At 66.7% G+C, this 25,093-nt stretch carries 17 protein-coding genes and 1 tRNA gene; 11 read left to right on the forward strand and 7 right to left on the reverse strand.

Annotation, left to right across the window (positions count from 1 at the left end):
- Positions 1-115 precede the first annotated feature (115 nt).
- The 7 genes from QXH22_RS30015 (at position 116) to QXH22_RS30045 (ending at position 11,077) form a co-directional block, all read left to right on the forward strand.
- Positions 116-838: a hypothetical protein gene (locus tag QXH22_RS30015; RefSeq protein ID WP_306247545.1), complete on the forward strand. Its 723-nt coding sequence runs from the start codon at positions 116-118 to the stop codon at positions 836-838.
- A 27-nt stretch (positions 839-865) separates the two neighbouring features.
- Positions 866-940, forward strand: a tRNA-Thr gene (locus QXH22_RS30020).
- 81 nt (positions 941-1,021) lie between these two features.
- A complete protein-coding gene (locus tag QXH22_RS30025) occupies positions 1,022-2,260 on the forward strand; it encodes a cation:proton antiporter (protein WP_306247543.1) in 1,239 nt (412 codons plus the stop codon).
- Between the two features lie 91 nt (positions 2,261-2,351).
- Positions 2,352-5,531 carry an adenylate/guanylate cyclase domain-containing protein gene (locus QXH22_RS30030; RefSeq protein ID WP_306277827.1) on the forward strand — a complete coding sequence of 1,060 codons (3,180 nt, stop codon included), beginning with the start codon at positions 2,352-2,354 and terminating at the stop codon, positions 5,529-5,531.
- Between the two features lie 120 nt (positions 5,532-5,651).
- On the forward strand, positions 5,652-7,661 hold the full coding sequence (locus tag QXH22_RS30035) for a PE domain-containing protein (protein ID WP_306277828.1): 2,010 nt from the start codon (positions 5,652-5,654) through the stop codon (positions 7,659-7,661).
- 108 nt (positions 7,662-7,769) lie between these two features.
- Positions 7,770-8,519, forward strand: a complete 750-nt coding sequence (locus tag QXH22_RS30040) for an ABC transporter ATP-binding protein (RefSeq protein ID WP_306247537.1) — start codon at positions 7,770-7,772, stop codon at positions 8,517-8,519.
- Positions 8,519-11,077 carry an ABC transporter permease gene (locus QXH22_RS30045; protein WP_306277829.1) on the forward strand — a complete coding sequence of 853 codons (2,559 nt, stop codon included), beginning with the start codon at positions 8,519-8,521 and terminating at the stop codon, positions 11,075-11,077. Before QXH22_RS30040 ends, QXH22_RS30045 begins: the two co-directional genes overlap by 1 nt.
- A 14-nt stretch (positions 11,078-11,091) precedes the next feature.
- Here the strand turns inward: QXH22_RS30045 and QXH22_RS30050 are convergent, their stop codons facing one another.
- The 4 genes from QXH22_RS30050 to QXH22_RS30065 form a co-directional block, all read right to left on the reverse strand.
- Complete coding sequence (locus QXH22_RS30050) at positions 11,092-12,411, reverse strand: acyltransferase (protein ID WP_306277830.1); 1,320 nt, start codon at positions 12,409-12,411, stop codon at positions 11,092-11,094.
- A 6-nt stretch (positions 12,412-12,417) separates the two neighbouring features.
- Positions 12,418-13,812, reverse strand: coding sequence for a cytochrome P450 (locus tag QXH22_RS30055; protein ID WP_371934353.1), 1,395 nt, complete (start codon positions 13,810-13,812; stop codon positions 12,418-12,420).
- A gap of 300 nt (positions 13,813-14,112) precedes the next feature.
- Positions 14,113-15,354 (reverse strand): HNH endonuclease signature motif containing protein, encoded by a 1,242-nt coding sequence (locus QXH22_RS30060; protein ID WP_306277832.1) that lies wholly within the window; start codon positions 15,352-15,354, stop codon positions 14,113-14,115.
- A 105-nt stretch (positions 15,355-15,459) separates the two neighbouring features.
- Positions 15,460-16,113: a TetR/AcrR family transcriptional regulator gene (locus QXH22_RS30065; protein WP_306277833.1), complete on the reverse strand. Its 654-nt coding sequence runs from the start codon at positions 16,111-16,113 to the stop codon at positions 15,460-15,462.
- Between the two features lie 105 nt (positions 16,114-16,218).
- Between QXH22_RS30065 and QXH22_RS30070 the strand changes: the two genes are divergently transcribed.
- The 4 genes from QXH22_RS30070 (at position 16,219) to QXH22_RS30085 (ending at position 20,889) form a co-directional block, all read left to right on the forward strand.
- Positions 16,219-16,875, forward strand: a complete 657-nt coding sequence (locus QXH22_RS30070) for a hypothetical protein (protein ID WP_306277834.1) — start codon at positions 16,219-16,221, stop codon at positions 16,873-16,875.
- A complete protein-coding gene (locus QXH22_RS30075) occupies positions 16,872-17,678 on the forward strand; it encodes an SDR family NAD(P)-dependent oxidoreductase (protein ID WP_306277835.1) in 807 nt (268 codons plus the stop codon). The genes QXH22_RS30070 and QXH22_RS30075 overlap by 4 nt, the downstream gene beginning before the upstream one ends.
- Positions 17,679-17,777: 99 nt before the next feature.
- A complete protein-coding gene (locus QXH22_RS30080) occupies positions 17,778-18,755 on the forward strand; it encodes an alpha/beta fold hydrolase (protein ID WP_306277836.1) in 978 nt (325 codons plus the stop codon).
- Positions 18,756-18,873: 118 nt separating this feature from the next.
- A complete protein-coding gene (locus QXH22_RS30085; RefSeq protein ID WP_306277837.1) occupies positions 18,874-20,889 on the forward strand; it encodes a serine/threonine-protein kinase in 2,016 nt (671 codons plus the stop codon).
- A gap of 88 nt (positions 20,890-20,977) precedes the next feature.
- Here the strand turns inward: QXH22_RS30085 and QXH22_RS30090 are convergent, their stop codons facing one another.
- The 3 genes from QXH22_RS30090 to QXH22_RS30100 all read right to left on the reverse strand — a co-directional run bounded on the left by QXH22_RS30090 (position 20,978) and on the right by QXH22_RS30100 (position 25,049).
- The gene (locus QXH22_RS30090; RefSeq protein ID WP_306277838.1) at positions 20,978-22,696 is read right to left on the reverse strand and encodes a PE domain-containing protein; all 1,719 of its coding nucleotides are present in this window, start codon (positions 22,694-22,696) and stop codon (positions 20,978-20,980) included.
- 107 nt (positions 22,697-22,803) lie between these two features.
- Positions 22,804-23,577 carry an enoyl-CoA hydratase gene (locus QXH22_RS30095; RefSeq protein WP_306248001.1) on the reverse strand — a complete coding sequence of 258 codons (774 nt, stop codon included), beginning with the start codon at positions 23,575-23,577 and terminating at the stop codon, positions 22,804-22,806.
- A 2-nt stretch (positions 23,578-23,579) separates the two neighbouring features.
- Complete coding sequence (locus QXH22_RS30100; RefSeq protein ID WP_306247518.1) at positions 23,580-25,049, reverse strand: wax ester/triacylglycerol synthase family O-acyltransferase; 1,470 nt, start codon at positions 25,047-25,049, stop codon at positions 23,580-23,582.
- Positions 25,050-25,093: the final 44 nt, after the last annotated feature.

Raw genomic sequence — 25,093 nt, forward strand, 5'->3', positions numbered from 1 at the left:
GAAAACTTCCTGAAAGGTCGGTGCAAGTAATCTGCTAGCAGTCTGCCAGGAGTTTCAATGAAGGCAGGACAGCGCGCGTTGTTGTCCGGTGCTGCGTCGCGAATAGACTCGGAGAATGAACCTCAGCAAAACGCTGGTGGCGCTGGCCATCGCACCCGCGCGCACCGGTCTCGCGGCCGCGGAGGCGAGCCTGAACTTCGCCGGCGCGGCGGTGGGCCTGGCCAAGCAGGCATTGGGTGACACCAGCGGCCCGAGCGGTTCCAATGCGATGGCCAACATGCTGGGCATCGACGACGCACTGGCCCGGGCCAACCGGCTGGCGCGCCTACTCGACGACGACATGCCGCTGGGGCGCGCGGTGGCTCCCAACGGTCCGATGGACCGGATGCTGCGCCCGGGCGGCGTGGTCGATCTCCTCACCGCAGAGGGCGGGCTGATCGACCGCCTGACCGCCGAGGGCGGCGGCCTGCAGCGCGCGCTGCAACCCGGAGGTCTGGCCGACCAACTGCTGGCGGCCGACGGCATGATCGAGCGGGTGCTGGCCGAGGACGGGCTGGCCGACAAGCTGCTGTCCGAGGGCGGTCTGGTCGACAAGCTCACCGCCAAGAACGGCCCGCTGGAGCAGCTGGCCGATGTGGCCGACACGCTGGCACGCCTCGCCCCCGGGATGGAGGCACTGGAACCCGCGATCGCCACCCTGCAGGATGCTGTCATCTCGCTGACCATGGTGGTCAACCCACTGTCCAGCATCGCCGACCGCATCCCGCTGCCAGGGCGGCGGCCACGGCCTTCGTCACGGCCGGTGCGTTCGCAACGCATCGTCGACGGCGAGCCGTGACCCGTTAGGCTGGCACCGGTTTTACCGGCCTCCTTAGCTCAGTGGTAGAGCACTCGCCTTGTAAGCGAGCGGTCGTCAGTTCAATCCTGACAGGGGGCTCCAAATTTCTGCGCGTGCCCACCCCCGCGTCGTCGCGGTCCGTATCGACTCGTCGCCGAGTCAGATCTGACAGAGGTGTAGCCGGTGAACACCCAAACCGCCTTTCTTCTCACGATCTCAGTGCTGTGCTACGCGGTCGTCTCCGGACTCGTCCGGCGCTGGTATGTGGCTCCCGCGCTGATCTTCACAACACTCGGGATCGCGCTGGGTCCCTTCGGCTTCGACCTGATCGAGGACGAGGCCAGCACCGGGGTGTTCACCACCCTCGCGCAGTTGGCGCTGACGGTGATTCTCTTCAACCAGGCGTCGGTGCTCGACCCGCGGGCGCTGCTGCGCCGGGGAGGCTTGACGCTGCGCCTGCTGGTGGTGGGAGTGCCGATTGCGATCGCCCTCGGGACCCTGGTCGCGGTTCTGCTCCTGCCGGTCCTGAACTTTTGGGAAGCGGTGTGTCTGGCCGTGATCGTGGTGCCCACCGAAGCGGCACTGATCGATGCCGTCCTGGAGGATCGGCGCATACCTGAGGACGTGCGGCACGCCCTGGCGGCAGAAAGCGGCTTCAACGACGGCATCGCGTTGGCGGCCCTGCTCGGCGCCCTGGCCCTGGCATCCGACCGGGCCCATCACGCGCCGGAACACTGGGCGTGGTTCGCTTTCCGCACCGAGATCGTCTCGGCGGCTGTCGGCGTCGGCATCGGGTTGATCGGCGCGACGGTGATCTCCCGATCACGGGAGCACGGGTGGATGAGTGACACGTGGGCCCAGTTGGCCACGCTGTCACTGGCGCTGATCTGCTACGGCGTCGGCGAGCGCCTGCACGCCAGTGGCTTCGTCACGGCATTCGCCGGTGGTCTGGCCTATGCGATGGTGTGGTCCAAAGCCGGCGATAGCAACAGAACCACCCAGGTCTCGGACGCGGCCGGCGAGCTCCTCGAACTCCTCGTCTTCGCCCTCTTCGGCGGGTTCGCGCTGATACCCGTGTGGCGTGAGGTCGACTGGCGACTGGTGCTGTTCGCCGTCGTGGCGGTGATTGTGGTGCGAGTGATCGCCGTCGCGACTGCCATGCTCGGCAGCCGCCTGAAAGTGCGGAACACGTTGTTCATGGGGTTGTTCGGGCCGCGCGGAATCGGAACGCTGGTCCTGGGGCTGATCGTGATCGAGCGCGGAGAGATTCAGCAAGGTGCCGTCATCACTCAGGCGGTCGTGGTGGCCGTGACGATAAGCCTTGTCCTGCACAGCCTCACGGCACCGCTGACCGTTCTGCTGGGCTACCCCTCAGGTGGTCAGGTCAGGAAAGCCCACCGGAAGCGGACGAAATCGCGGTAGCGCGCCGTCAAAAGAATGTTTGCTGCAGGCGTTGACGTCGGCGAAGATAAATCCGGATAGCACCGAGTTGGCTCGTCGGGGGTGACGCCACGTGAACGATCGGGACGGGCCCGCACTGATCGACGCGCTGCTGGATCGCGCGGTGGCGGCACTCGGCAGCGGTGACCACGCCGCGGCGACGGCGTTGGCCGGACAGGTACTGGCCGCCGACGAAGGCAATGCCGACGCCGAGGAACTGCTTGCCGCACCGTCTCGTGGGGGCGAGATCCGGCGGCTGACAATCCTTTTCGCCGACCTGGTGGATTCCACCGCCTTATCGACCCGGATCGAGCCAGAGACGTACCGCTTGGTTGTCGGCCGGTATCGCGAACAGGTGCTGGACATCGTGAACCGCTTCGGGGGCCACATCGGCTCGACTGCGGGTGATGGTTTGCTGGCGGTGTTCGGCCACCCGGTCGCACACGAGGATGATGTGCGGCGCGCCGTACTCGCCGGCCTGGAGATCACCCGTGCGGTACCAAGGCTGAGCGCGAAAGCGAAGGCGCGCTTCGGGTTTGAGATCAGCGTGCGGGTCGGTGTGCACCGCGGTGTGGTCTATCTGGACACCACCGCGGCTGACGTGTACGGGCTGGGCGCCAACCTGGCGGCGAGGGTGTGCAGCCTGGCGCCGCCGGGTGCGGTCGTCATCTCCGAACCGGTGGCCCGCCTGGTGCACGACGCGTTCGACCTGGAGGCCCGGCCCGCCGCGCCGGTCAAAGGTGTCGAAGGCTTGATCGACCATCACCGGGTCGTCGGCGAACGGTCCCGGCCGGCCCGGGCCGCCACCGGCCCGCTCGTCGGCAGGGACCGCGAATGGCAGCACCTGCAGAACAGCTGGGGCCTGGCGCAAACCGGCCGGCTGAGCGCACCGGTGGTGTTCTGCGGTGAGCCCGGCATCGGGAAGAGCAGGCTGGCAGCGGCCGCCCAGGAGCTGGTCGGAGAACAATCCGGGAACACGGTGGTCGAGCTGATCGGCTCACCCTTCCACGCCGATGCCGGCCTGTATCCGGTGCGTGCCCTGATCGAACGGCATTGCGGCATCGGCCGTCTCACCGGTCCGGCCGAGCGCCTCACCCTGCTGAAGGCCGAATTGGCCAGGCTCGGAATGGATTCCGTTCGCCTCGTTCCCCTGCTGGCACCGGTGCTGGGCGTCGACGCGCAGCACGGGTATCAGGCCGCTGCCGACGAAGGCAGCGAACTTTACGAACTGATCGCCGAGGCGGTGCGGGACTACCTGCTGGCCTGCCTGCAGGGCGCGCCGGGGTTGGTGATCGCGGAGGACGCGCACTGGTTCGATGCCACCAGCCTCGAGGTGCTCGGCAGCCTGCTCCACGGAGGAGGCGTTCTGCTCGTCGTCACGGGACGAGACAAGGGCTGGTTGCCGGACAGCTGGCGGGCGACGGTGTTCGATCTGGAACCCCTGACGGAGCGGGAGTCCGATGAGCTGATCGTCGCACTGAATCCGGGGCTGACGCCGCAGGAGCGCGCCACTGTCCAATCCCGTTGTGACGGTGTGCCTTTCTACATCGAGCAGGTGGTATCCGGCATCACCGAGGTCGGCGTGCCCGAAGCGCTCTACGAACCGTTGTTCGCCCGGCTGCGGGCAAGTGCCGAGGTGGTGCCGGTCGTCGAAGCGGCAGCCGTCATCGGTCGCTACATCGACACCGGCCTGCTGACAGCCGTCGCCGAGGCGGACCCCGAGGATCTCCGGCGCGCCCTCGACGAGTTGGCGGACGCGCAGGTCCTGGAACGGTGGAACACCGACGGGTGGCGTTTCCGCCATGAGCTGTTGCGCGAGGTCGCGATCGAGTTGGCACCCCCCAGCGTCCGCCGGACGCTGCACGCCCGAGTGGGCGACGCCCTGTGCAGCGTCGGCGGTGAGCCGGACTGGGGCCTGGTCGCCGGCCATTACCGGCAGGCCGACCGCTTCGACGACGCCGCCTCCGCCTACCAGCAGGCCTCGGCAGCTGCGCGGCGCCGCGGCGCCCTGACCGAGGCGCGCGCCCATCTGAGCCAGGCGTTGGCGCAGCTGGACCAGTGTCCGCCCAGCCCGGACCGGGACCGCCGCGAGATCGCTTTCCGGTTGGGGCGGGGTTTCCTCACCGGAAGCGCGGTCAGTCCGTCGAGTCCCGTGGTGGCCCCGGACCTGGAGCGGTGCCTCGAACTGATCGGAGCCGACGTGCCCGTCAGCAACCAGGGGAAGACGTCGACCGCGGAGGAGTTGTTCTCCACGCTGGGCGTGTTGACCGGCTACTACACGGGGCGCGCGGATCTCAGCCGCGCGACGAAGGCACTCGAACTGCTCCGCGCCGCCCTGGATCAGTGGCAGCCGGGATCGTGGCCGCGCACCGATGCCTGGGCCGGCGTCCTGGCGTTTTTGCGGGGCGAATTCTCTTATGCACGTGAGAAATTGGAGCTGGCGACCGACCCCGGCCCGGCCGCCAATCGGCGCACTGAGACCGTGGGCTACCTGCCGATAGACCCGATCGTGGCGGCGCGCATCCACCTGGCTCTGGTCCGGCTGGTCCAGGGCAGCCTGCCCGCGGCCGAGGCGGAGTTGGCGCGCGCCGCGCAATCGGTTGAGGGCATGGGTTTCCCGCAGGGCCCCTACAGCCTGGCGTACCTGCGATTCGTGGAGATCTGGGTGCACATCGAGACCGGTCAGTTCGATCGCGCAGCGGCACTGGCCGTCGAATTGATCGAAGACGCCCAGCGGCACGGCTTCAATCAATGGCGGCTGCGCGGCACGATTCAGCGGGCCGTCGCGGAAGCCCTGGCAGCGATCGGCGGACCATCGGCCGCGGTCGACGAACGCATCGCGGACATCGCCGCGCTGGTCGACGAATTGCGCTCGGCCGATCTCAACGTCTACCTCACGTTCTTCGAGGGCGCGCTCGCCCGGGTGATGATCGGCGGCGGACACCGGGACACCACGCGGCTCGACGCCGCGCTTGCGATGGCCCGCGAGACCGGCATGTCTTTTTATGATTGCGAACTGCTCAGGCTTCGATCGCAGCTTCAGCCGGACCCCGAGGCGCAGCGCGCCGACCTTGAAAGTGCCCTGCAGCTGGCCCGCCGCCAGGGCGCGAACCTGTTCGAATTACGTTGTGCACTGGACTATTTCGAACTGGGCGGACCGACCGCGGGCCTTGCTCTCGTGGAGGCGATGAGCCGCATCCCGGCAGACAGCGGCCTCGCCGAAGCGGCCGAAGCCGCCGCCGCGCTGGGCTGATCGCGAAGGCTCAGAGAGCCAGTGAGAGTGCGAAATTCGGCCCTGGCTCGGCGGTGATGCTGTGGCAAGATGCTCGTGTCGCCACCGACTCTGATCACTCACCGAGCGGAGAGAAGTCGCATGTCTTTTGTCATCGCAGGGGTTGAGGAGATCGCGACGGCGGTCGCCGACGTGTCGGGCATCGAAGCTGCCGTCACCCGGGCCAACTCCGCTGCGGCGGTGCCGACCACGGAGTTGCTGGCCGCCGCCGAGGACGAGGTATCGGCGGCCATAGCGAAATGGTTCGCCGACTACGGGTCGGCATATCTGTCGGTCAGCGGCCAGGTGGCACAGGCACAGACCCGGTTCGCGCAGTTGCTGAGCGCCGCCCAGACCTCCTACGCCACCACCGAGGCTGCGATCACGGCGTCACTGCGCGTCGCGACCGCGGAGGCGGCCGGTCCGGCGGTGATCGACGACATCCTCGCTGCGGTCAACGCGCCGACGAACTTCCTGTTGGGCCGCCCGTTGATCGGCGACGGAGCTGACAGCTTGCCGGGCACCGGGCAAGCCGGTGCGCCCGGCGGGATTCTGTGGGGCAACGGCGGCGCGGGTGGATCGGGTGCGGTGGGCCAGCGGGGCGGTAGCGGCGGCAGTGCCGGGTTGATCGGCAACGGGGGCGTGGGCGGCGAGGGCGGTATCGGCGGGGGCGCCGGCGGCACCGGCGGTACCGGCGGTTGGTTGCTGGGCAACGGCGGCGCCGGCGGTATCGGAGGACTTGGCCTGGGGCCCATCGCCGCCGGAAGCGGTGGGCTGGGTGGGCGGGCGCTGTCCTTCTTCGGCGTGCCCGGGGCCGCCGGCAGCGTCGGAGATCATCCGGCTGTTCTGCAGGTGTCGCAACAACAAGCGCTCGCTCTGCTCACGACGGCGCCCGACATGAATTTCCTGCTGATCGGCACCGACGGCACGAATCTGGCCGCCATCCTGGCCGACCCGGCCGGCACCCCGAACTTCCACGCTTTGATGCAACAGAGCGTCACCTCCGCGTCCACGATCGTCGGGCACACCACCATCTCCAACCCGTCGTGGACGACCATCCAGACCGGCGTCTGGATGGAGACAGCCGGCGTGAGCAACAACGTCTTCACCCCGTGGACGTACGACACCTGGCCGACCGTGTACAACCAACTCGAGGCCACCTGGGGCGACCTGGTCAACACCACGGTGATCGCCAACGGCGAGGGCACCACGAGCGGCATCAACACCCGAATCGCCGGTGCCGGTGCGTTCCCCGCCGACCACATCGAGTTCGTCCCGCAGATCCCCGGCGACACGGACTGGATAGCGACGCAGAACCTGGTCGGCCAGAAGGCCCAGGCCGCGATCCTGGCCGCCGACCCGAGCAAGGGCAATCTGATCTTCGCGTCCTTCGCCGGTGTGGACAACAACGCGCATCAGTACGGCGGCGACTCACCGCAGTACGCGGCGGCCCTCCGGAACCTGGACTACAACCTGGGTAAGCAGTCCATCGGCGGCGGTGGCCTGTTGGGTGCGGTCGCGCAATGGGAGCAGGACTACGGCGAGCAATGGTCCACGCTGGTGGTCACCGATCACGGCGAGATAGGACCGGACCAGTTCGGCCGCGGTCACGGCTTCCAATCCCCGCGTGAGACAGCGACATTCCTGATCTTCGACCAGGCCGGCAACGATTTGCGCGACGGGTGGATCAACAATTCCTGGCAGACCGTCAGCACGACGCCGACGATCCTGCAGCAGTTCAATATGGCGCCGCCGTCGTACATGCAGGGGGCACCGCTGACGTCGGGGGTCTTCGACAACACCTACGTCGATCCCGGCAACAACCTCTTCAGCGTCCTCAATGCCACATTCGCCGCGCAGGGTTACCCCGACCCCGTGACGAACTACGTATTGGACTCGCGCACGGTTGCGGCCACGATCCCCTATCTGGTCTACGGGCCCATCCAGAACATCGTCGACGCGGTGCCCGAACTGTTGAAGGTCCCCGTCTCCTGGATCGGTGCGGGCGTCTATCAGGCGCTGAACATTCCCGCGCAGATCTGGTGCCGGTTCACCGGAGTGACCGGAAACCAGATCATTCCGCCGGTGCTCAACCCCTTCCTTGGCGGGTAGAGCAGCCGAAGAAACCGGCGCGATTGCAGTAGTGCACTACTCAGACGGTCGTAACTGACCGGGACGACGATCAGGCGGTCACATCCCGAACGGGAAGGCCTGATTCAGATGATCTCTGATGCGATCCGCGACCAGCGCAGTGATCACAGCGGTGCCGCCACGGAGCCGGTACTGCAGCTCACAAGCGTCCACAAGACCTACTCGCGGGGCGATGAGCAGGTGCAGGTGCTCGTCGACTTCGACTTCACGCTGCGCGGGAGCGAATTCGTGGTGGTGACCGGGCCGTCGGGGGCAGGCAAATCGACCCTGCTGCACATCGCCGGCGGGTTGGACGCACCAGACGGCGGGACGGTCGCGGTGGCCGGCCGAGACGTCTGGTCAATGAGTGCCGGCGCGCGCGCCGCGTTCCGGCGGCGCAACCTCGGTTTCGTGTTCCAGTTCTTCAACCTGGTGCCGATGTTGACCGCAACCGAGAATGTCTCGTTGCCTCTGGTTCTGGACGGTGTACCGGCCCGATCGGCCGACGCACGCGCACAGCAGCTGCTGGCGCGGGTCGGCCTCGGCGACCGCGCGCGGCACCGGCCGGGCGAGTTGTCCGGCGGTCAGATGCAGAGGGTGGCCGTGGCCCGCGCACTGGCGGCCCGGCCCGCCATCGTTCTTGCCGACGAACCGACCGGCAATCTGGACAGCCAGTCCTCCAATGAGGTGCTGGATCTGCTGCGCTCGCTGGCTGACGAAGACGGCGCGGCGGTCGTGATGGTCACGCATGACCAGGCGGCGGCGAGCTACGGCTCGCGGCAACTGCACCTCGTCGACGGGCGTTCCCGTGCAGCCGGCGCGCCCGCCGGGGAGCGATGATGCGAGGGCTGCGTGCCGGATGGGTGTCCTTCCGGCGTATCCACCTCGCAGCCCTGATCGCCGACTGGCGCCGCACCCTGCTCAGCGTGATCGGCGTCGCGCTCGGCGTGACAGTGGTGCTCGGAGTTCTGGTACTCAAAGCCGAACTCGTCCGCCCGTTCGACTCGTTCGGCCCGTCGCTCGCCCACGCAGCGGACAACGGGGTGATCGAGGTTGCGCCGAAGGTAAGTGGCCGGCTGCCGGTCGAGACGGTCAACCGGTTGCGCGCCGACGTGCCAGGAGCGGCCGCGGTGATCCCGGTCGTCGCCGGTCTGACCCCCGTGGATGCAGCCGGCGGTGCCCACGGCTTCTTCGTGCTCGGCGGCTCGTGCCAGATCGAGCTGCTGGTCGGCTCGTTCGATTGTGAGCGACGCGCCCACGATGCCGAACCTGCCGCGGGACCTGGTGTGCCGCTACAGGTTCCGGCGGTGATCGCGCAGCGTCACGGCCTGAAACCGGGTGACGAGCTGCACATCCCCGGACTGCCCCCCGGTGCCGCCCACCTGGGTTGGACGTTTCCGGAGTTCGACCGCGTCAAGGACATCAACGACGGCTACGTGCTGTTGGCTCCTTCCACGGACCTAGCGGCGCGTCTGGTCGGAGCACCCGGGTACGTCACGGCCGCGTTCGTCGTACCCAGACACGGCAGCGAGGTCACCGCCGACGTGGACCGCGCCATAGCCGGCGTCGCGACGGCCGGGCCGCCGCGACCGCAGCTACCGGCGGTGTTCGAGAACGGCAAACAGAGCTTCAACCTCACCGTGCTGGCCGGCATCATCATCGGGGTCCTGATCGCCGTGAACACCATCCTGCTGGCGGTGGAGGACCGGCGCGCGGTGATGGGCACCATCGGCGCTATCGGCGCGAAACCGGCCGGCTTGTTCGGCGGCATGCTCTGTGAAGGCGCCGTGGTGGGACTGCTGGGCGGATTATGTGGCGTGCCAAGCGGTTTCCTGCTCGGAACGTACCTGGTGGAAACTTTCGGACGATCGATGCTGGCGGGCTCCGGTGGCACCATCACGGCGCACTTCACGCCGAACTTGATCGCCATCGGCGCGGCGGCGGGGGTCGTCTGCGGAATGCTCGCGATGGCCGGGCCCGCGACCAAGCTGCTTCGCGAAGGACCCCTGGCATCGATGACGACCGTCGGCGGCATACAGCGGGCGCGGACCATCCCGCTCTGGCCGCTGGTTGTCGGGGCGCTTCTGATGACCAGTGCCGTCGTTGTGCTGAAAGTTTTCGAACGCGGCTCGCTGCCACTGAACGTCGGCATCAACGGGATGACCGTAGGTCTTTGCGGACTGGTGTTGGTGACGGTGTGGGTTGCCCCGCGGGCCGCCGGACTCTTGATCGACGCACTCACAGTCGCGCGTCCTGCGATCGGCCGCCTGCTGGGCGCGGACTTTCGTCGCTACACGCTGCTTTTCGCCTGCTCCGCGGCACTACTGGCGGAGGGCACCAGCTTGGCAATCGGGTCACACGCCATGCAATTGCTCGGCACCGACCAGATCGCCGCGGAGAAGGCCGACCGACTGCCTTCGGCTCTGTTGATTTCTGCCCAATCTGTGCTGGATCAGCGGGATGGGCAGCTCTCGGACGACACGTTCGAGCTGGTGACCGGCGCCGCCGACGGTCGGAGCGTCTCGACCCGCTGGCGATCAACGATCGCGTCGGGAACGTTGTCGCGCTTGGTCGTCGGGGTCACGCCGGGCGATTGGTACAGCCAGGCACAGTACGAGCCGACCGATGACCGCGACGCATTCTGGGAGGGGCTGCGGGCAGGGGAGGTCGGGCTGAGCGAGATCGCCGCCAGCCGGCTCGGCGTTGCCGCGGGCGACATCGTCGAGTTGCCTACCGTGAAAGGCCCGAAGCACTACCTGGTCGCCGGAACATTCCGGCCACGGATGGTCAATGACGCGGCCTTGGGTGACATCGCGCTGGTGTCCGAAAACCTGGCGCGTGCCGATTGGGCCGCCGTGCGCGATCAGATCGCGGTGGCATATTCCTCGGCGGCCGAGGCCACTTATCACCGCGGCGACTTCGTCAGCCTCGGCGCCGGCCTGTGGGTGTACGACAACGAGCGCTGGCGTGCGGTGGCCACCAACGGAATCACCCGCTTCCTGGAGCCGTTCACGATCGGGGGGTACGTGGTGATGGCCGCCGCCGGCCTGAGCGTACTGAATGTGTTCGTGTTGGGACTGGTGCAACGCAAACGTGAACGAGCCGCGCTGCGCGCGATCGGGGTGACCACCGGGCAAGAGCAGGCCGTCATCCTCGCCAACGCCGGCCTGCTCGGCTTGCTGGTCGCTGTCGTCGCTGTGCTCGGCGGCGTGGGTCTCACGTACCTGTGGTCGCTGGGTTCACCGGTGTACTACGGCATCAGAATCGAGTGGGGTGTGCTGCAGACGCCGCTACGGACGGGGGTGGCTGCGGTTGCGGTGCTGATGCTGTCCGCCGCGGCGTACCCCGTGATCTATTCGCGCCGACTCGAGACTGTCGAGGTGTTGCGCAGCAGTTGATGCGGGCCGCCGCCTCAGGCGTGAATCGCACGGTGCACGGGCGGGATGTCGTCGCCGACGATCCGGAACCGGTGCAGGTGTTCCTGAATCGCCGGACTCGACATGGCCTGAAACTCGTTCGGCGGCAATGCCATCTGGAAGACCAGTCCGCGGCCGCCCGCCCCGTCCATCAAGATACCGCCCCCCGCTACCGGTAACTGCATCACCGTCGTGCAGTAGGACGGGAAGGTGTCCTCGAACCGAATGCGATAAACACCGAAGCCACTCACGTTCGAGATAAGCGGATTCCATTGCGCCGGATTGAAGTTGGCGGTTACACAGCGAGCGGCCCGCCATGGGCCGGCATCGTCCAGGAATTGCTGGTTGATCCGCATGTCGCAGTGTTCATCGGCGAACCGGTTCACGTTGTGGCGAATGCGTCTTGCCAGAGAACCGGCAGGCTCGCCACTGCGCAGGTCCAGGTTCAGCGTCGTGACGATGTTGCCGACCAGCATCGGATCGAGGCCACAACGATTCCGCGCGTTTACCACAATCGCCAGAGTGCGACGATCCATCGCGGGCTCCGCCATCATCAGCGCTTCGCAAATCTGCGCGCAGACAACGTCATTGGCAGACAATCGCAGCTCTTCAGCGAAGACGTCGCGCATGCGGGCGATTTCGTCTTCTCCAAAGTAGAGCGTGAGGGTGCGCTGTTTGTGCGCATCCTTGGCCAGGTAGACCGCACTACGCGCGAGTTCCGCCAATCCGAGACAACGCACCCCGGGCTCCCGGGCACCGTCGGCGGGCAGATGCTCGTCCAGGTAGGCGGCGCGGTCTTCGACGATCAACGGTCGACTAAGTGGCTTGTCCGCTGCGGCGGCACTCCACGCGTTCATGAAGTGCATGAACGTCTGCATGTCACCTACTACGTGGTGCCATGAGAAACCGATCGCGGTCGCCTCGTCGGCGAAGTGCGTGACACGTACCTTGCATACCGGGCCCAGACCCCACCGGGCCGTGACGCCGTTTACGGAGTCGATGAGCCATCCCCCGTTGTCCTGGGTCACCGAACGGACCGCCTCAGCAAGCGTGCGGTCCGACGACACAGAGGTGAAGGGCACACCTTGGCTGTTGCACCGGATGTGCATCCTGCCGCGGACGATGGTCATTCGTCCGGCGAAGACCGGCAGTTTCGTGAGCGCTTCCGCGAACGCGTCGGCGAGCGCGCGCGTGTCCAGACGCCGTTCGAAGAAGAAGATCATGTGGGCCGCGAGGTTCGCCACGATGGCGTCACCGACATTGCAGCGAACATCGAACCGTTGTGCCTGAATTGGACGGATCACTTGAGTTGACATCAGAGGCTACTTTCTGCGATTCACGACAATGCGGGCGCCCGATTTCGGAGTGTGGGCGATCCCGCGGAAGTGGGACTTCTCGTCGGGGGCGGCGTCGGTCTGGATCCGGAAATGCCGCAGGACTGTCCGCAGCACGACGTCCATCTCGGTGAGCGCGAAGTCAGCGCCCAGGCACCGCCGCGCTCCACCGCCGAACGCCAGCCAGGCTGATGGCGGCGGTTTGCTTCCATAGAAGCGATAAGGATCGAATTGATCAGGGCACGAATATATTTCGTGGTCCTGATGCAGATCGGCAATTCGCACCAATACCGTGCGGTGTTGCGGAATCCGCCACCCGCCAAGCTCGAAGTACGGCGCGCGTACCCGGCGACCGGCCACATCGAGGACCGTGCGTACCCGCAGCAACTCCAGAATGGCGGCCCGCCGAAGGTCGCTGCCGCCCTCGTCGACCTCCGCGACCAGATCCGCCAGCACGTCAGGGTGCCGGCGCAATCGCTCGAACATCCAGCCCAGCGCTGACGCCGTTGTCTCGTGACCCGCACTGATGAACGTCAGCAGTTCGTCGCAGATGTCACGCCGCGACATCGCGGTGCCGCCGTCACGGCTGGCACGCAGTAATAGGGCCAGGATGTCCGTCCGATCGTCCAGGCATGGGTCCGCCTGGGCCCGGTCGATCATCGTGAACACGATCCGGTCGAATGTCCTGCGGTGCATTCTGCTCCAAGGGCTTTGGCGTCCGGGCCAGAAGCGCGGGGGTGGCACGAACGCGATGAGTTGGCCGAGTCTCATGTAGCGCGGAATGATCCGGCGAAGTTCCGCCATCTCAGGGCGGTCAGTGCCGTCAGTGCCGTCAGTGCCGTCAGTGCCGTCAGTGCCGTCAGGGCCGTCAGTGCCGTCAGTGCCGAAGGCGATTCGCAGGATGACGTTCAGAGTGATCCTGTTCATCGGCTCGAGAATCCGGAATTCCTTGTTCTCCGGCCAGTTCGCGCTTTCCCGCAGCGCCTCGTCCTCGATCAGGCGCTCGTAGTGCTTGAGCCTCGTGCCGTGAAATGCCGGCGCGAGCAGCCGCCGTCGATCGTGATGTCGGTGACCGTCGAGGGCGAATATCGATCCGGGGCCGAAGAGATTGCTCAGGTTCGGCTGGACGTTGACCAACTGCTCGGTGCCGGCTGTGCACACCGACCGCGCCAGGGCCGGGTCCGAAACGATAACGGTATGGCCGAAGAAAGGAACGTTGATTCCGAAGACGTTGCCGTACCGTCCGATCCAATTTTTCATCGCTCGTCGGCGAAAGAACGCGAATTCGATGCCTTGCACGAGTTTGGGCGAATGTGAATGCGGCGGGTTCGGGCCCCTCGGTCTCAGTGTTTCGCACGCGGTGGCCGCCGTCGGATCGATCATGCGTATCCCTCTGCTCGAGCACCCTGCTCACGCCCTACGAACGAATCGTCGCTCGGCAACGGGGCGGCAACCTCGGTACTGCACTACTGGGATTTGATCCGATTTCGGGCGCGCGATACTCAAGCGGGCTTTGGCGGATTCCGCACTGCCCCAGTTCGGCAAACATCGGACCTGGCTTGCCGACATTGATGATCCGGATTGCGCTGACGGCAGACACCGTAGGTCGGCAGCAGGCACCTTAGACGAGGACGTCCGCACCGCAACATGTTTCAGCCTCGACCCGTGGCTGACAGATCGGCTTTAGTTCTCGGTGGGTGGTGGTTGGGGTTGGAAGGGGGTGTACCACTTCCATTGGGCGCGTTCGCCGCTGGGCCCGCGGTAGGGCGGGACCTGGGGTGGGGTGCTGGTGGGTGGGCGGGCCAGGGACCCGGGGCGCAGGACGTCGCCGTCGCGGTCGGTCACGGTCAGATGCTCGGCGTCACCGGAGAGGGTGATCTCCCCGCGGTGATGCAACCGGTGGTGATACGGGCAGACCAGGATCAGGTTGATCAGCTCGGTGGGGCCACCGTTCTCCCAGTGCCGGATGTGATGGGCGTGCAGGCCGCGGGTCGCCCCGCAACCGGGCACCGCGCAACAGCGGTCGCGGTGTTCCAGCGCGCGGCGCAACCGCCGGTTGACCGTGCGAGTCGTCCGCCCGGCCCCGATCGGCCGGCCCTCGCGCTCGAACCACACCTCACAGGTGGCATCACAACTCAGGTACTGGCGCTGGCCCTCACTCAACAACGGGCCCAGGTGCAGCGCGCCCGCGGGCTTGTCGACATCGACGTGCACCACCACCGTGGTGTGCGCGGCGTGCGGACGCGCGGCAGCCTCGGCATCCCAGCCCGCCTCCACCAGCCGCAAGAACGCATCCAGCGTGTCCGGCATCGGCGGTGCGGACTCCGACTCACCGCGTGCGGCGCGATCACTCTTCCATTCGGCGACCAAGGCCTCCCGATGCGCGCCCAGCGCCGCCTCAAACGTCGCCGCCTCGGTGCGCGGCAACGTGATCCGCCAGCACGTGGACTCCTCGGTGGCGGTCTTGACGATCGCCGGCTGCCGGCGCGGATCAGGCTTAGGACGCGGCTCACACTTGATCGCGGTGCGCAGCTGATTGACCGAGGCATGCCGCGCCAACTGCTCATAATGAGCATCCGAGCCGTCCCCGGCCCGCGCCGCGATCACCCCCACCTGATCCAGCGACAACCGCCCCTCCCGCAAACCCGCCACACACCGCGGAAACTCCGCCACCCGATGCGCCACCGCCGTCACCGTCTGCGCGTTCGCCGGCGAACACCCCAACTTCCACGCCACCACCGCCGCCACCGACCGCGCCCCCGTCATCCCACACAACCCGTCACGATCCAACTCCGCGACGATCTCCACAATCCGCCCATCAATCGCGTTGCGCTGCCCCGCCAACTCCGCCAACTCCTCAAACAACACATCCACACGCTTCACCGCAGGCCTCTGAAAAGAGCCCGCCGAGGCCGTCACCGACATAACCCCATCCTCCCAGCGGGGTCTGACAACTTCTGGCTGCCGACAGCTACGGCAGCAAACGAGCGCATCAATAGCCAAGCTAGACAGCCGGATTGGTCACCGCAGCTACGTCATCCGCGCCCGAGCCACCCGCACGGCACCGTTGCCGGTAATCAGCCAGAGCGTGGCGAGCTGACCGATCAACTCGTCCACCGGCAGATCCACGTCACCGTTGACGAAGGCCAGGATCGCTTCGGCCGTCCCACCGACGATGAATGACGGCGCCACCTTGGCCAGCGGATCCGCTTCCAGCTCGACACCGTGGACCGCGCGACCGTGGCCGATCAGCACGTCGGTCAGCCGGTGCATCACCGTGGTGCGATGGGCCTGAAGTGCGGGTGAGGCAGCGACGCCGCCGAGCAGGATGCGCGCCCGCCGGGGATCATCGACCAGCGCACGGACGGCGGCGGCCACTCCCGCCAGCGCCTGAACCTCCAGCGGCTGCTCGATGACCGCCCCCACGGCCTCCAGGGTGGCCGTTCGCACTTCATCGGCGATGTCATCGACTACCGCAGCGGCCAGCGAGTCGACGTCATCGAAGCTCTCGTAGAAGTATCGCTTGTTCAAACCGGCTGCGGCACAGAGCTTGTCGACCGTTGCTGTGCGCCACTCGGTGCGCGCCATCGCGTCGACCGCCGCGTCCAGCAGCCGTCGCCGTCGGTGCCGGCGGCGCTCGGTCGCGGACTGCCCACCGTAGGCCCGCTGAGGTGACTCGGACACCGTCAGATCCTCGCAGGCGTTGACAACACCGGCTAAGTCTGGCACGTTTTCGTACCAGATATTTGGCACTGATTCGTACCAGAATTTGGCAGACCGGAGGGACACATGGCGAGACCCGGCACAACCACTGAACTCAAGACTTCGGTACTTGGCGACCTTCGGCAGCTGGCACAGACCGCACCCGCGCTGGCGCGCCGTCAGGGTTGGGACTACCTGCGGGAGCTGGGCCACGCCGGCCGGCGGGATCAGCTGGCTGCTCTGTTCGCCCGCGGTGACGCCCCCGACGGGCCGCACGGCGCGCTGGAAGGCTTGATCGTGGGCAACTTGTTCGGCATTCCCGAGGCGTACCTGGCCAACCCGCTGCTCAAGATCGACCCGACCTGGCGCGGCAAGACATTCGAAGGGGACACCGGATTCAACCGGCTGGCCCCGCTGGCGAGGTACGCGATGCCGGTGATCGCCCCGCTTTACCGGGGGTTGCGCCGGGTCGGTCCCGAAATGGTGGGCTTCGGCTTCACACACCGCATCGAGACCGCCGCCATATCGCCGTACAACACGGTGCGCGCACTCGACTACAGCCCCGACGAATACCGCAATCCCAGCGTGCGGACATTCCCGATCAAGCGGACCCGTGACGAGATAGTGGAACTGCTGCCCGGCCTCTACCTGGGGCGGGCACTGTTGACGATGCCTAACGGCGAAGTCCGGCTCATCGCCTACTTCGCGCTGCGGGAATTCGCCGACGAGAACTCGCAGCGATGATCACCCTCGAGGGTGCCGTCGTGTGCGTGACCGGCGGCGCACGGGGTATCGGCCGCGCTACCGCCGCAGAACTCGCAGCGCGTGGAGCCACCGTGTGGATCGGTGATCTCGATGTGGACGAGTGCCACCGCACCGCACACCAAATCGGCGCCACCGCGGTACATCTCGACGTAACCGACGAGTCCAGCGTGGCCGCGTTCCACCGCGCCGCGTCCGCGAACGGTCCGGTTTCGATGCTGGTCAACAACGCCGGGATCCAGCACATGGGCCGCTTCGCCGAGCAGAAGCTGTCGGCATACCACCGCGAAGTGGCGGTGAACCTGGTGGGCGTCATCAACGGAATGCACGAATTCCTGCCCGCGATGCTTGCCCACGATCGCGGCCACATCGTCAACGTGGCATCGATGGCGGCCAAGGTGACCACACCGGGAATGTCGGTCTACTGCGCGACCAAGTATGCGGTCGCGGCACTTTCGCGCGCGGTGCGCGCCGAGATCGCCGGAACCCGCGTGACCATCACCACGCTGATGCCGACGGCCGTGCACACCGACCTGACCTCAGGCGTGTCGCTCGATCTGCTGCCCACCCGGCAACCCGAAGAGATCGCCACGGCGATTGCGGACAGCGCCCGGCGGCCGGGGCGGGAAATCACCGTGCCATGGTGGCTGGCGCCGTTCGGGGCCATCGAAGAAGTGACTCCCGAGCCTCTGATGCAACGCCTGAAACGGATTGCTACCCGTAATGAGCCGCCCGGCCACTTCGACGCCCAGCAGCGCCGCGGCTACCTCGACCGGATCGGCTAGAAAGCTTTTAGAAGGACGCAAGAAAGGCACAAGGCCTGCCCCACAGACTCACTTCACCAGGAAATATCCGTCCACACCGAAGTGACCAAGCAGGCCAACATGACCACTCTCCGAACCATCGAACTGCACGGCGACCGGGTCGCATACCGCGACGAAGGTGCCGGCGAGGTACTGCTGCTGATCCACGGAATGGGCGGCAACTCGAACAACTGGCGCGAGATGATCCCGGCCCTGGCCAAGAAGTATCGCGTCATCGCCCCGGACCTGTTGGGCCACGGCCAGACCGCCAAGCCGCGCGGCGACTACTCACTGGGCGCCTTCGCGGTGTGGCTGCGGGATCTTCTCGACGCACTCGGTGTGCCGCGGGTGACGATCGTCGGCCACTCGCTGGGGGGCGGTATCGCGATGCAGTTCGCGCACCAGCACCGGGACTACTGCGAACGGCTGATCCTGATCAGCAGCGGCGGCCTGGGCAACGAGGTCAACCCGGCGTTGCGGCTGGCGTCGCTGCCCGGCTCGGGAATGCTGCTGCAACTGGCGTCCTCGAAGCCGGTGATCAAAGCGCGCATGGCGCTCGCGGCGCTCGGCAACCACTCGGACCTCAGCCACCACTGGGAGGCGCATGCCGCACTGTCCAACCGGGAGAACCGGCAGGCGTTCCTGCGCACCCTGCGCGCCGTCGTCGACGGCAGCGGACAGGCGGTCTGCGCACTCAACCGCCTGCAATTCAACGCCGATCGCCCGGTGCTCATCATCACCGGCGACGCGGACCCCGTCATCCCGGTCGCCCACGCGCACGCCGCCCACGAGGCGATGCCGCACAGCCGGCTGCACATCATCCCCGGCGTTGCGCACCATCCCCACACCGAGTGCAGCGAGACGGTGACTCGCCTCATCGACGACTTCATCGGCTCCGACGAGGAGCACGCGGCCGAGGTGGCCGTCTCTTTGGCGGACTGGTCAGCGTCGCAGCGTCCCGGGGTTCGGTCCGGAGCGGCTGGTGAGCGGATCAGCCGCCGCCGCTCGAGGCGCCACCTGCAGGTGGTGCCGGCATCGGACCAGTCGCTCTGCGGCTGATACGACACGTGTGTGAAATATATGACTATTCTCTGAGTTCCCTCGGCCATGGCTCGGCCGGTTCACTTTGCGGCTTCAATCTGTTCGCAGGATCGTGACGTTTGGTGCAGGGAGAGTTGTGGACGACGAGGGCACGCCATTCGGCCGATACCGGTTGATCGAGCTGATTGGCCGCGGTGGCATGGGCGAAGTTTGGCGAGCCTTCGACACCGAGACTCAGCGCGTAGTCGCCGTCAAGGTGCTGGCGGCGAATCTGGCCAGCGACCCGAGTTTCGTACAGCGGTTTCGCCGGGAGGCGCTGGCCGCGGCCGGGCTGAACGACCCGCACGTCATCCCGATTCACCATTTCGGGGAAATCGACGGCCGCCTCTACGTCGACATGCGCCTGATCAACGGCCGCGACCTGCAGAGCATCATTGCCGACGGAGTCATGGATCCGGCACGGGCAGTGATGATCATCGATCAGATCGCCTCGGCGCTGCACGCCGCGCACCAGATCGGACTTGTGCACCGCGACGTCAAGCCGTCGAACATCCTGGTGACGCCCAATGACTTCGCGTACCTGATCGATTTCGGTATCGCCAGCGCGGCGGGTGAATCGCGGATGACCAACACCGGCAGCGTGATCGGCACCTGGGCCTATATGGCCCCGGAACGGCTGAGCCAGGGCCAGGCGGACCCGCGCAGCGACACGTACGCCCTCACGTGTGTGCTGCACGAGTGTCTGACGGGCAGCCAGCCGTACCCCGGGACGAGTATCGAACAGCAGATCGGCGGCCACCTCGGCTTGCCGACGCCGCGACCCACGGCATTGCGCAAAGGCCTGCCGATACAACTCGACGGCGTGATCGCGATCGGGATGGCCAAGAATCCCGAGCAGCGCTATGCCACTCCCGTCGAGATGGCGACCGCGGCCCGGGCTGCGGTCACTCAACCCGCCAAGGTGCCCGGCTATCCCCCGGGCGCCGAGCCGATTCAGCACAACACCCAGGTGGTGTCGGGTCAGGCGAGCGTGCCGCGGAACTACTATCCCGCCGCGCCGGTGTCCAACACCGACGCGACCCAGTACCGGCAGTACGTGCCCCCGCGGGGTCCGGACGTTCCCGCCGGCCCACCACCCGGCCAGGTCCCGCCTCCGGCCGCCCCTGCCCGCCCGCTCGGCAGCGCAAGCGCACCCGCTAACAGGTCCTCGAACCCCAAGCGTCGACGGATCCTGCTGGCAAGCGGTATCGCGGCGGTCATCGCGGTGATCGCCCTCGTCGCCGGCCTCGCGTTGATCCCGGACAAGAAGTCCGGTACCGCCAGTACTCCGCAGGCAAACTCGGGACCCATCACCGGCACCTACACCCTGAGTTTCGGGCCCAGCATCGGCCTGAACGGTAAGCCGGAACCCGGCATGGAGCCGGCCGGCCAGGAAACGTGGAAACTGCGGTCAGAATGCGGCCCTAAAGGATGCGTGGCAACCGCGGCGAGGAGTTCGGGATCCTTCAAGCACCCAACCAATCTGGTCTTCGACGACATCAACGGACGCTGGATCGCGGTCGCGCTGGATACCGAACGATGCGGCAACGAGGACATCGAAGAGTGGCACTGGATCTATCTGCTGCCGCGCCCGGACGGCAGCCTGGCCGGTGAATGGATCGACGACTCCGTCAAGTGCTATAGCAAACGCAGTGTGACGTTCAGCCGGACGGGTGACGCCGACATCGCCAGCCTGCCCGACCCGGCGGGGCTGCCGGCGCGGGTGGCATCACCGGCATTGGGATTGCGCGGCTTCTACCGCTCGCGAGTGACGACGGCAAACGGCCAACCCAAGCTGGGTGACCAGGACTTCAGCGTGGACACGTTCTGTCTGCGCGCCGGGGACCGCTGCCTGAGCCGCTTCGTGCTGACCGACTTCACCGACCATCAACTGTTCATCTTCGCCAACAACGCGTGGACGGAGAACTCCGAGGAGGACGCCCCCTGTCCGGTCGGCGGAACGAGTCGCGTCCGGATGACCGGCGTGTTCCCGCTGCCCAAGCCGGCCCAGGACCCGATCACGTCGCTGTCCGGCCACGGCATGGAAGACGTCACGGGCAGCGCATGCAAGGGCGGCCCCTACGATCAGGTGTTCACCCGGATCAGGGACTGAGCCCCAACGGACTGAGCCCCAACGGACTGAGCCCCAACGGACCGAGCCCCAACGAACTGAGCCCCAAGAGACCGAGCCCCAACACATTTCACACCGGGACCGGTAGCCCCGTCAGGCCGCTGATGCTGGGGTGCGTCAACGAGTCGATGAAGTCCTCGGCCACCGCCAGCGGGAAGTTCGCCGTTGCGGTCCCGACGCTTTCGATGCCGTCACGCAGCGCGATAGCGAACGTGGTCGGGTCGCCGGAGAGCAGGCCCCCCACCGCATTCCACACCGCGACCTGCGGGGGCACGATCAGGTTGCGGACGTCGACGAACAGCTTGGTCGGCAGGTTCGCCGGCCCCACGGGCACACCGTCCCAGCTGACCAGGTTCCAGCCGCCCTGCGGATCACCCTGCACGACAACGACACTGGTGTTGTTGAGCTGATGGGTGAGCAGCAGTAAAGGGTTCGGGTTGTTGACGTTCATCAGTGTGCCGACCTCGATCGTGAAGGCGCTCGAGTAGGCCACGTCGGTGATGTGACCTGTCACCGGGGAGACGATCGGGTTGGCCATCGCGGTGTTGTACATCGTCTGCATCGACTGATTGAAGGCGTTGTTGAACACGATGCCGTTGATGTCGGTGGAACCCGGCGCCAGCATCGGCATCAAGGGGAAGCCGAGCGTCCAGGCGATGGGTCCCATCAGGTAGAGGATGCCCGCGGGGCTGATCTGCGGGAGGCCCTCGTAAATGCCGGCGTTGATCTCGTTCAGGCCGGCAAGTATCTGCGGGTTCGCGGTCAGATAACTCGCCGTCTGCTGTGTGCGCAGCAACTCGGAGGAGAAGATCCCGGCGTAATTTGCTTGCGGTTGAAGGACATTCGCGATCGCCTGAGCCTGCTGCTGACCCAGGGCGGTGAGAGACACGCCCGGGACCGCGGTGTCGATCCAGCCCTGCGCGTTGGCGATCGACTGAGCATGGCGCACGAAGTCAATCTGGATGAGCGTGCCTGGCCCGGCGGTCGGCAGCGCACCGGTGCCCGACACGCCGACGAACAACCCGCCACGGCCGGCAAACCCGCCGGGTGCGGCGGCGCCGCCATTGCCGAAGAACAACGCCTGCCCGCCACTGCCTCCGGTCGCACCTGCGCCACCGAGACCGCCGTTGCCCATCAGCCAGCCGCCGACACCGCCCGTACCGCCCGCCCCGGTGCCGAACCCGACACCGCCGGCACCGCCGTTGCCGATGAAGCCGGCATTGCCGCCATTGCCGCCTGCCACATTGCCCGCTGTCGGGGAATAACCTGTGCCGCCGTCACCGAACAGGATTCCGCCGTTCCCGCCGGTGGGATGGGCCGCGGTGCCCGGGGCGCCGTGGCCGATCAACCCGCGGCCGAACAGCAAGGTGGTGGGCGCGTTGATGACCGGGTCCAGCGTCTGCCCCAGCGGGCTGGCTATCCACAGGTCGCCGGCGGTGTGGATCGGACCGTAGAGGGTTTGAAACCCGTTCGCGACAACCGAATCCAGGGCACCCAGTGCGTCGGCGGCCGCGGCCTCCGCACCCGTGTACGACGTCGCGGCGACGCCCAGGTTCTGCAGGAACTGCTCGTAGTACGACGCCGCCTGAACCGCCGCCGCCTGGTACTTCAGGCCGTGCGTGCCGAACAACGCCGCGATGGCCGCCGATACCTCGTCAGCGGCGGCCGCCGCCAGCTCGGTCGTCGGCAACATCGCCCCAAAATTCCCGGCCCGCAGTGCCTCACCGATCTGTGCCAAATCCGTCGCCGCCGTCGTCAACAAGCCCGGCGCCGTGGTCACATATGACATCGCCCACCCTCGTTGGTATCGCGCTTTCGGTCATCATCGCGCCCCGCGCCGCGAAATGAGCGCATATCCGAGAATTGGGTGAACAATCCGTGAGCACGCGGTTGCGATTACGGTTTTTGGCTTTTCCGGTCAAGAAACGCCTGCATGTGCCGCTGCGGTTCGCCGGTGAGGAACGCCGTCCCGAACTCTTCAACGCTGTCTTCGACCGCTGCGTGCACCGACATGTCGAACCACTTGTTCAGCAGACGCTTCTGCTGCCGGACCGCGGCCGGGCCGAATCCGCTCAGTCTTGTTGTGAGCTGGGCGATACGGGAATCGAGCGCATCGGGCGCAACGGCCTCGTGAACCAGACCCCAGGCCAGCGCCGTGGCGGCGTCGATCGTCTCGCCGGTGAGCAGCATCCACGCTGAGTGCCCGGCTCCGATCAGTGCCGGCATCAGTGCCGCATGGATCACCGACGGGATTCCGACTGCAACCTCGGGCATGCCGAACCTGGCGCCGGATTCGGCGATCCGCAGGTCGCAGGACATCGCGACTTCCAAACCGCCACCGAGACACCAGCCCGCGAGCCGGGCGATCACCGGAACGGGGCATTCGCGAATCGCCTCGCACAGACCGGCGAGCCGGCGGATGAACACCTTGCCGCTGTCCTGGTCGAGGTTGACCATCTCGTTGATGTCGGCGCCGCCGATGAACGCCTTGTCCCCCTCCCCGCGCAGCACCACCACGCGCACGTCACTGTCCTGCCCGACCGTTTGCAGCACTTCGGTGAGTTCCGAAATCGCCGGGCTGCCAATGATATTCAGCGTTCTCGAGTTGATCAGCTCGATGGTGGACACGCCGCCGTCGTGACTGAGCCGGACGTAGCTGGTTTCCGTCATGGTCACGCGCCGGAACTGGCGTCCTCCAATTCGTCGAGCGCCTCGCCGGTATAGACGGCCAGTCGCTGCAGGTGAGGCAGCGTGTCGCGGCAGCCGATGAAACCGAAGTTCAGCGTGCTCGCATAGCTCTGCAGGGTGATGTTGAGCGCCTGGCTGTGCGCGACGAGCGAGACCGGGTAGGACGCCTCCATGCGGCTGCCCCGGAGGTAGAGCACGTCCTGCGGGCCGGGCACATTGCTCACGCAGAGGTTGAAGGCATGCGGCAGGGGCGTTTTCACCCCGCTGAGCGCGCTGGCCAGCTGCATGGTGAACGGCGCCATCAACGCCGCGGTGTAGGCCAGGATCGCGTCCCGGTTCATCTTCGCCAACTCGGCCTTGGCCATCCGCGTCGTCGCGGTGACCACCGCCAGCCGCTCCAGCGGGTCGGCGATGTCGGTGCCCAGCGAACCCAGGATGGCGGCGACGGCGTTGCCGCCGCCCTCGTCGTCTTTCGGGCGCACGTTCACCGGCAACATCGCGATCAGCGACTTCTCGGGCAACTCGCCCAGCTCGTCGAGGAAGCGCCGCAGACTGCCACCACAGATCGCCAGCGCGACATCGTTGACCGTCGAATCATTGGCAGTACCAATCTTTTTCAGACGATCGAGCTCGTACTGCTGAGTGGCGAAGCGGCGGTTGCGGCTGATCCGGGTGTTGAGGATGCTGTGCGGCGCCTGCACCGAGCCGATCAGGTTGCGGTACTCGTTGTCGCTGCGTAGCTGCGTGTTGATCAGCGCCTTGGTGAGATCGAAAGTGGACCGTCCCGCGCCCGCCACCGATCCGAGCGCGCTGCCCACTCCGCTCACCATCCCGCCGAGGTTGCTGACCACACCACCGAGACTGTTGAGCAGACCGCCCGCGATACCGCCGCCGGACTCTTCCTTCACCGCCGAGACCCGGCCGGGCGTCGGGATGTTGAAGAACAGTGGGTGCGTGGTGTCATGCGGGTCGGTCGACAGGCTGCGGGCCAGCATCTTCTGCCCGGTATAGCCGTCGATCAGCGCGTGGTGCATCTTGACGTAGATCGCGAACCGTCCGCCCTCGAGGCCCTCGATGAAATGCATTTCCCACGGCGGACGGCGCAGGTCCAGCGCATTACTGTGCAAGCGCGACACCAGGATTCCGAGTTCACGCTCGTCGCCAGGACTGGCCAGCGCCGATCGCCGGACGTGGTAGTCCAGGTCGAACTTGTCGTCGTACACCCAGGACTGGATCGGACTCAGCAGCAGGTCCGGATGGCTGAGCTTCAGGTTCCACGGCTCGACGACGTCGTTGGCCTTGCTCTCGTCAACGAGCTGGCGCAGGAAGTCGCGGGGTGCATCGGGCGGCGGGGTGAACGGCATGAGCCCACCGACGTGCATCATCGTGCTGGAAGTCTCGCCGTAGAGGAACAGCATGTCTTGCGGACCCAGCCGCCGGGCGGTCTTGCTCACGGGCTACTCCTTCACTGGCGGTATCACCGGTGATTGTGACCGTA

The sequence above is a fragment of the Mycobacterium sp. TY814 genome (assembly GCF_030755175.1).
Lineage (GTDB): Bacteria > Actinomycetota > Actinomycetes > Mycobacteriales > Mycobacteriaceae > Mycobacterium.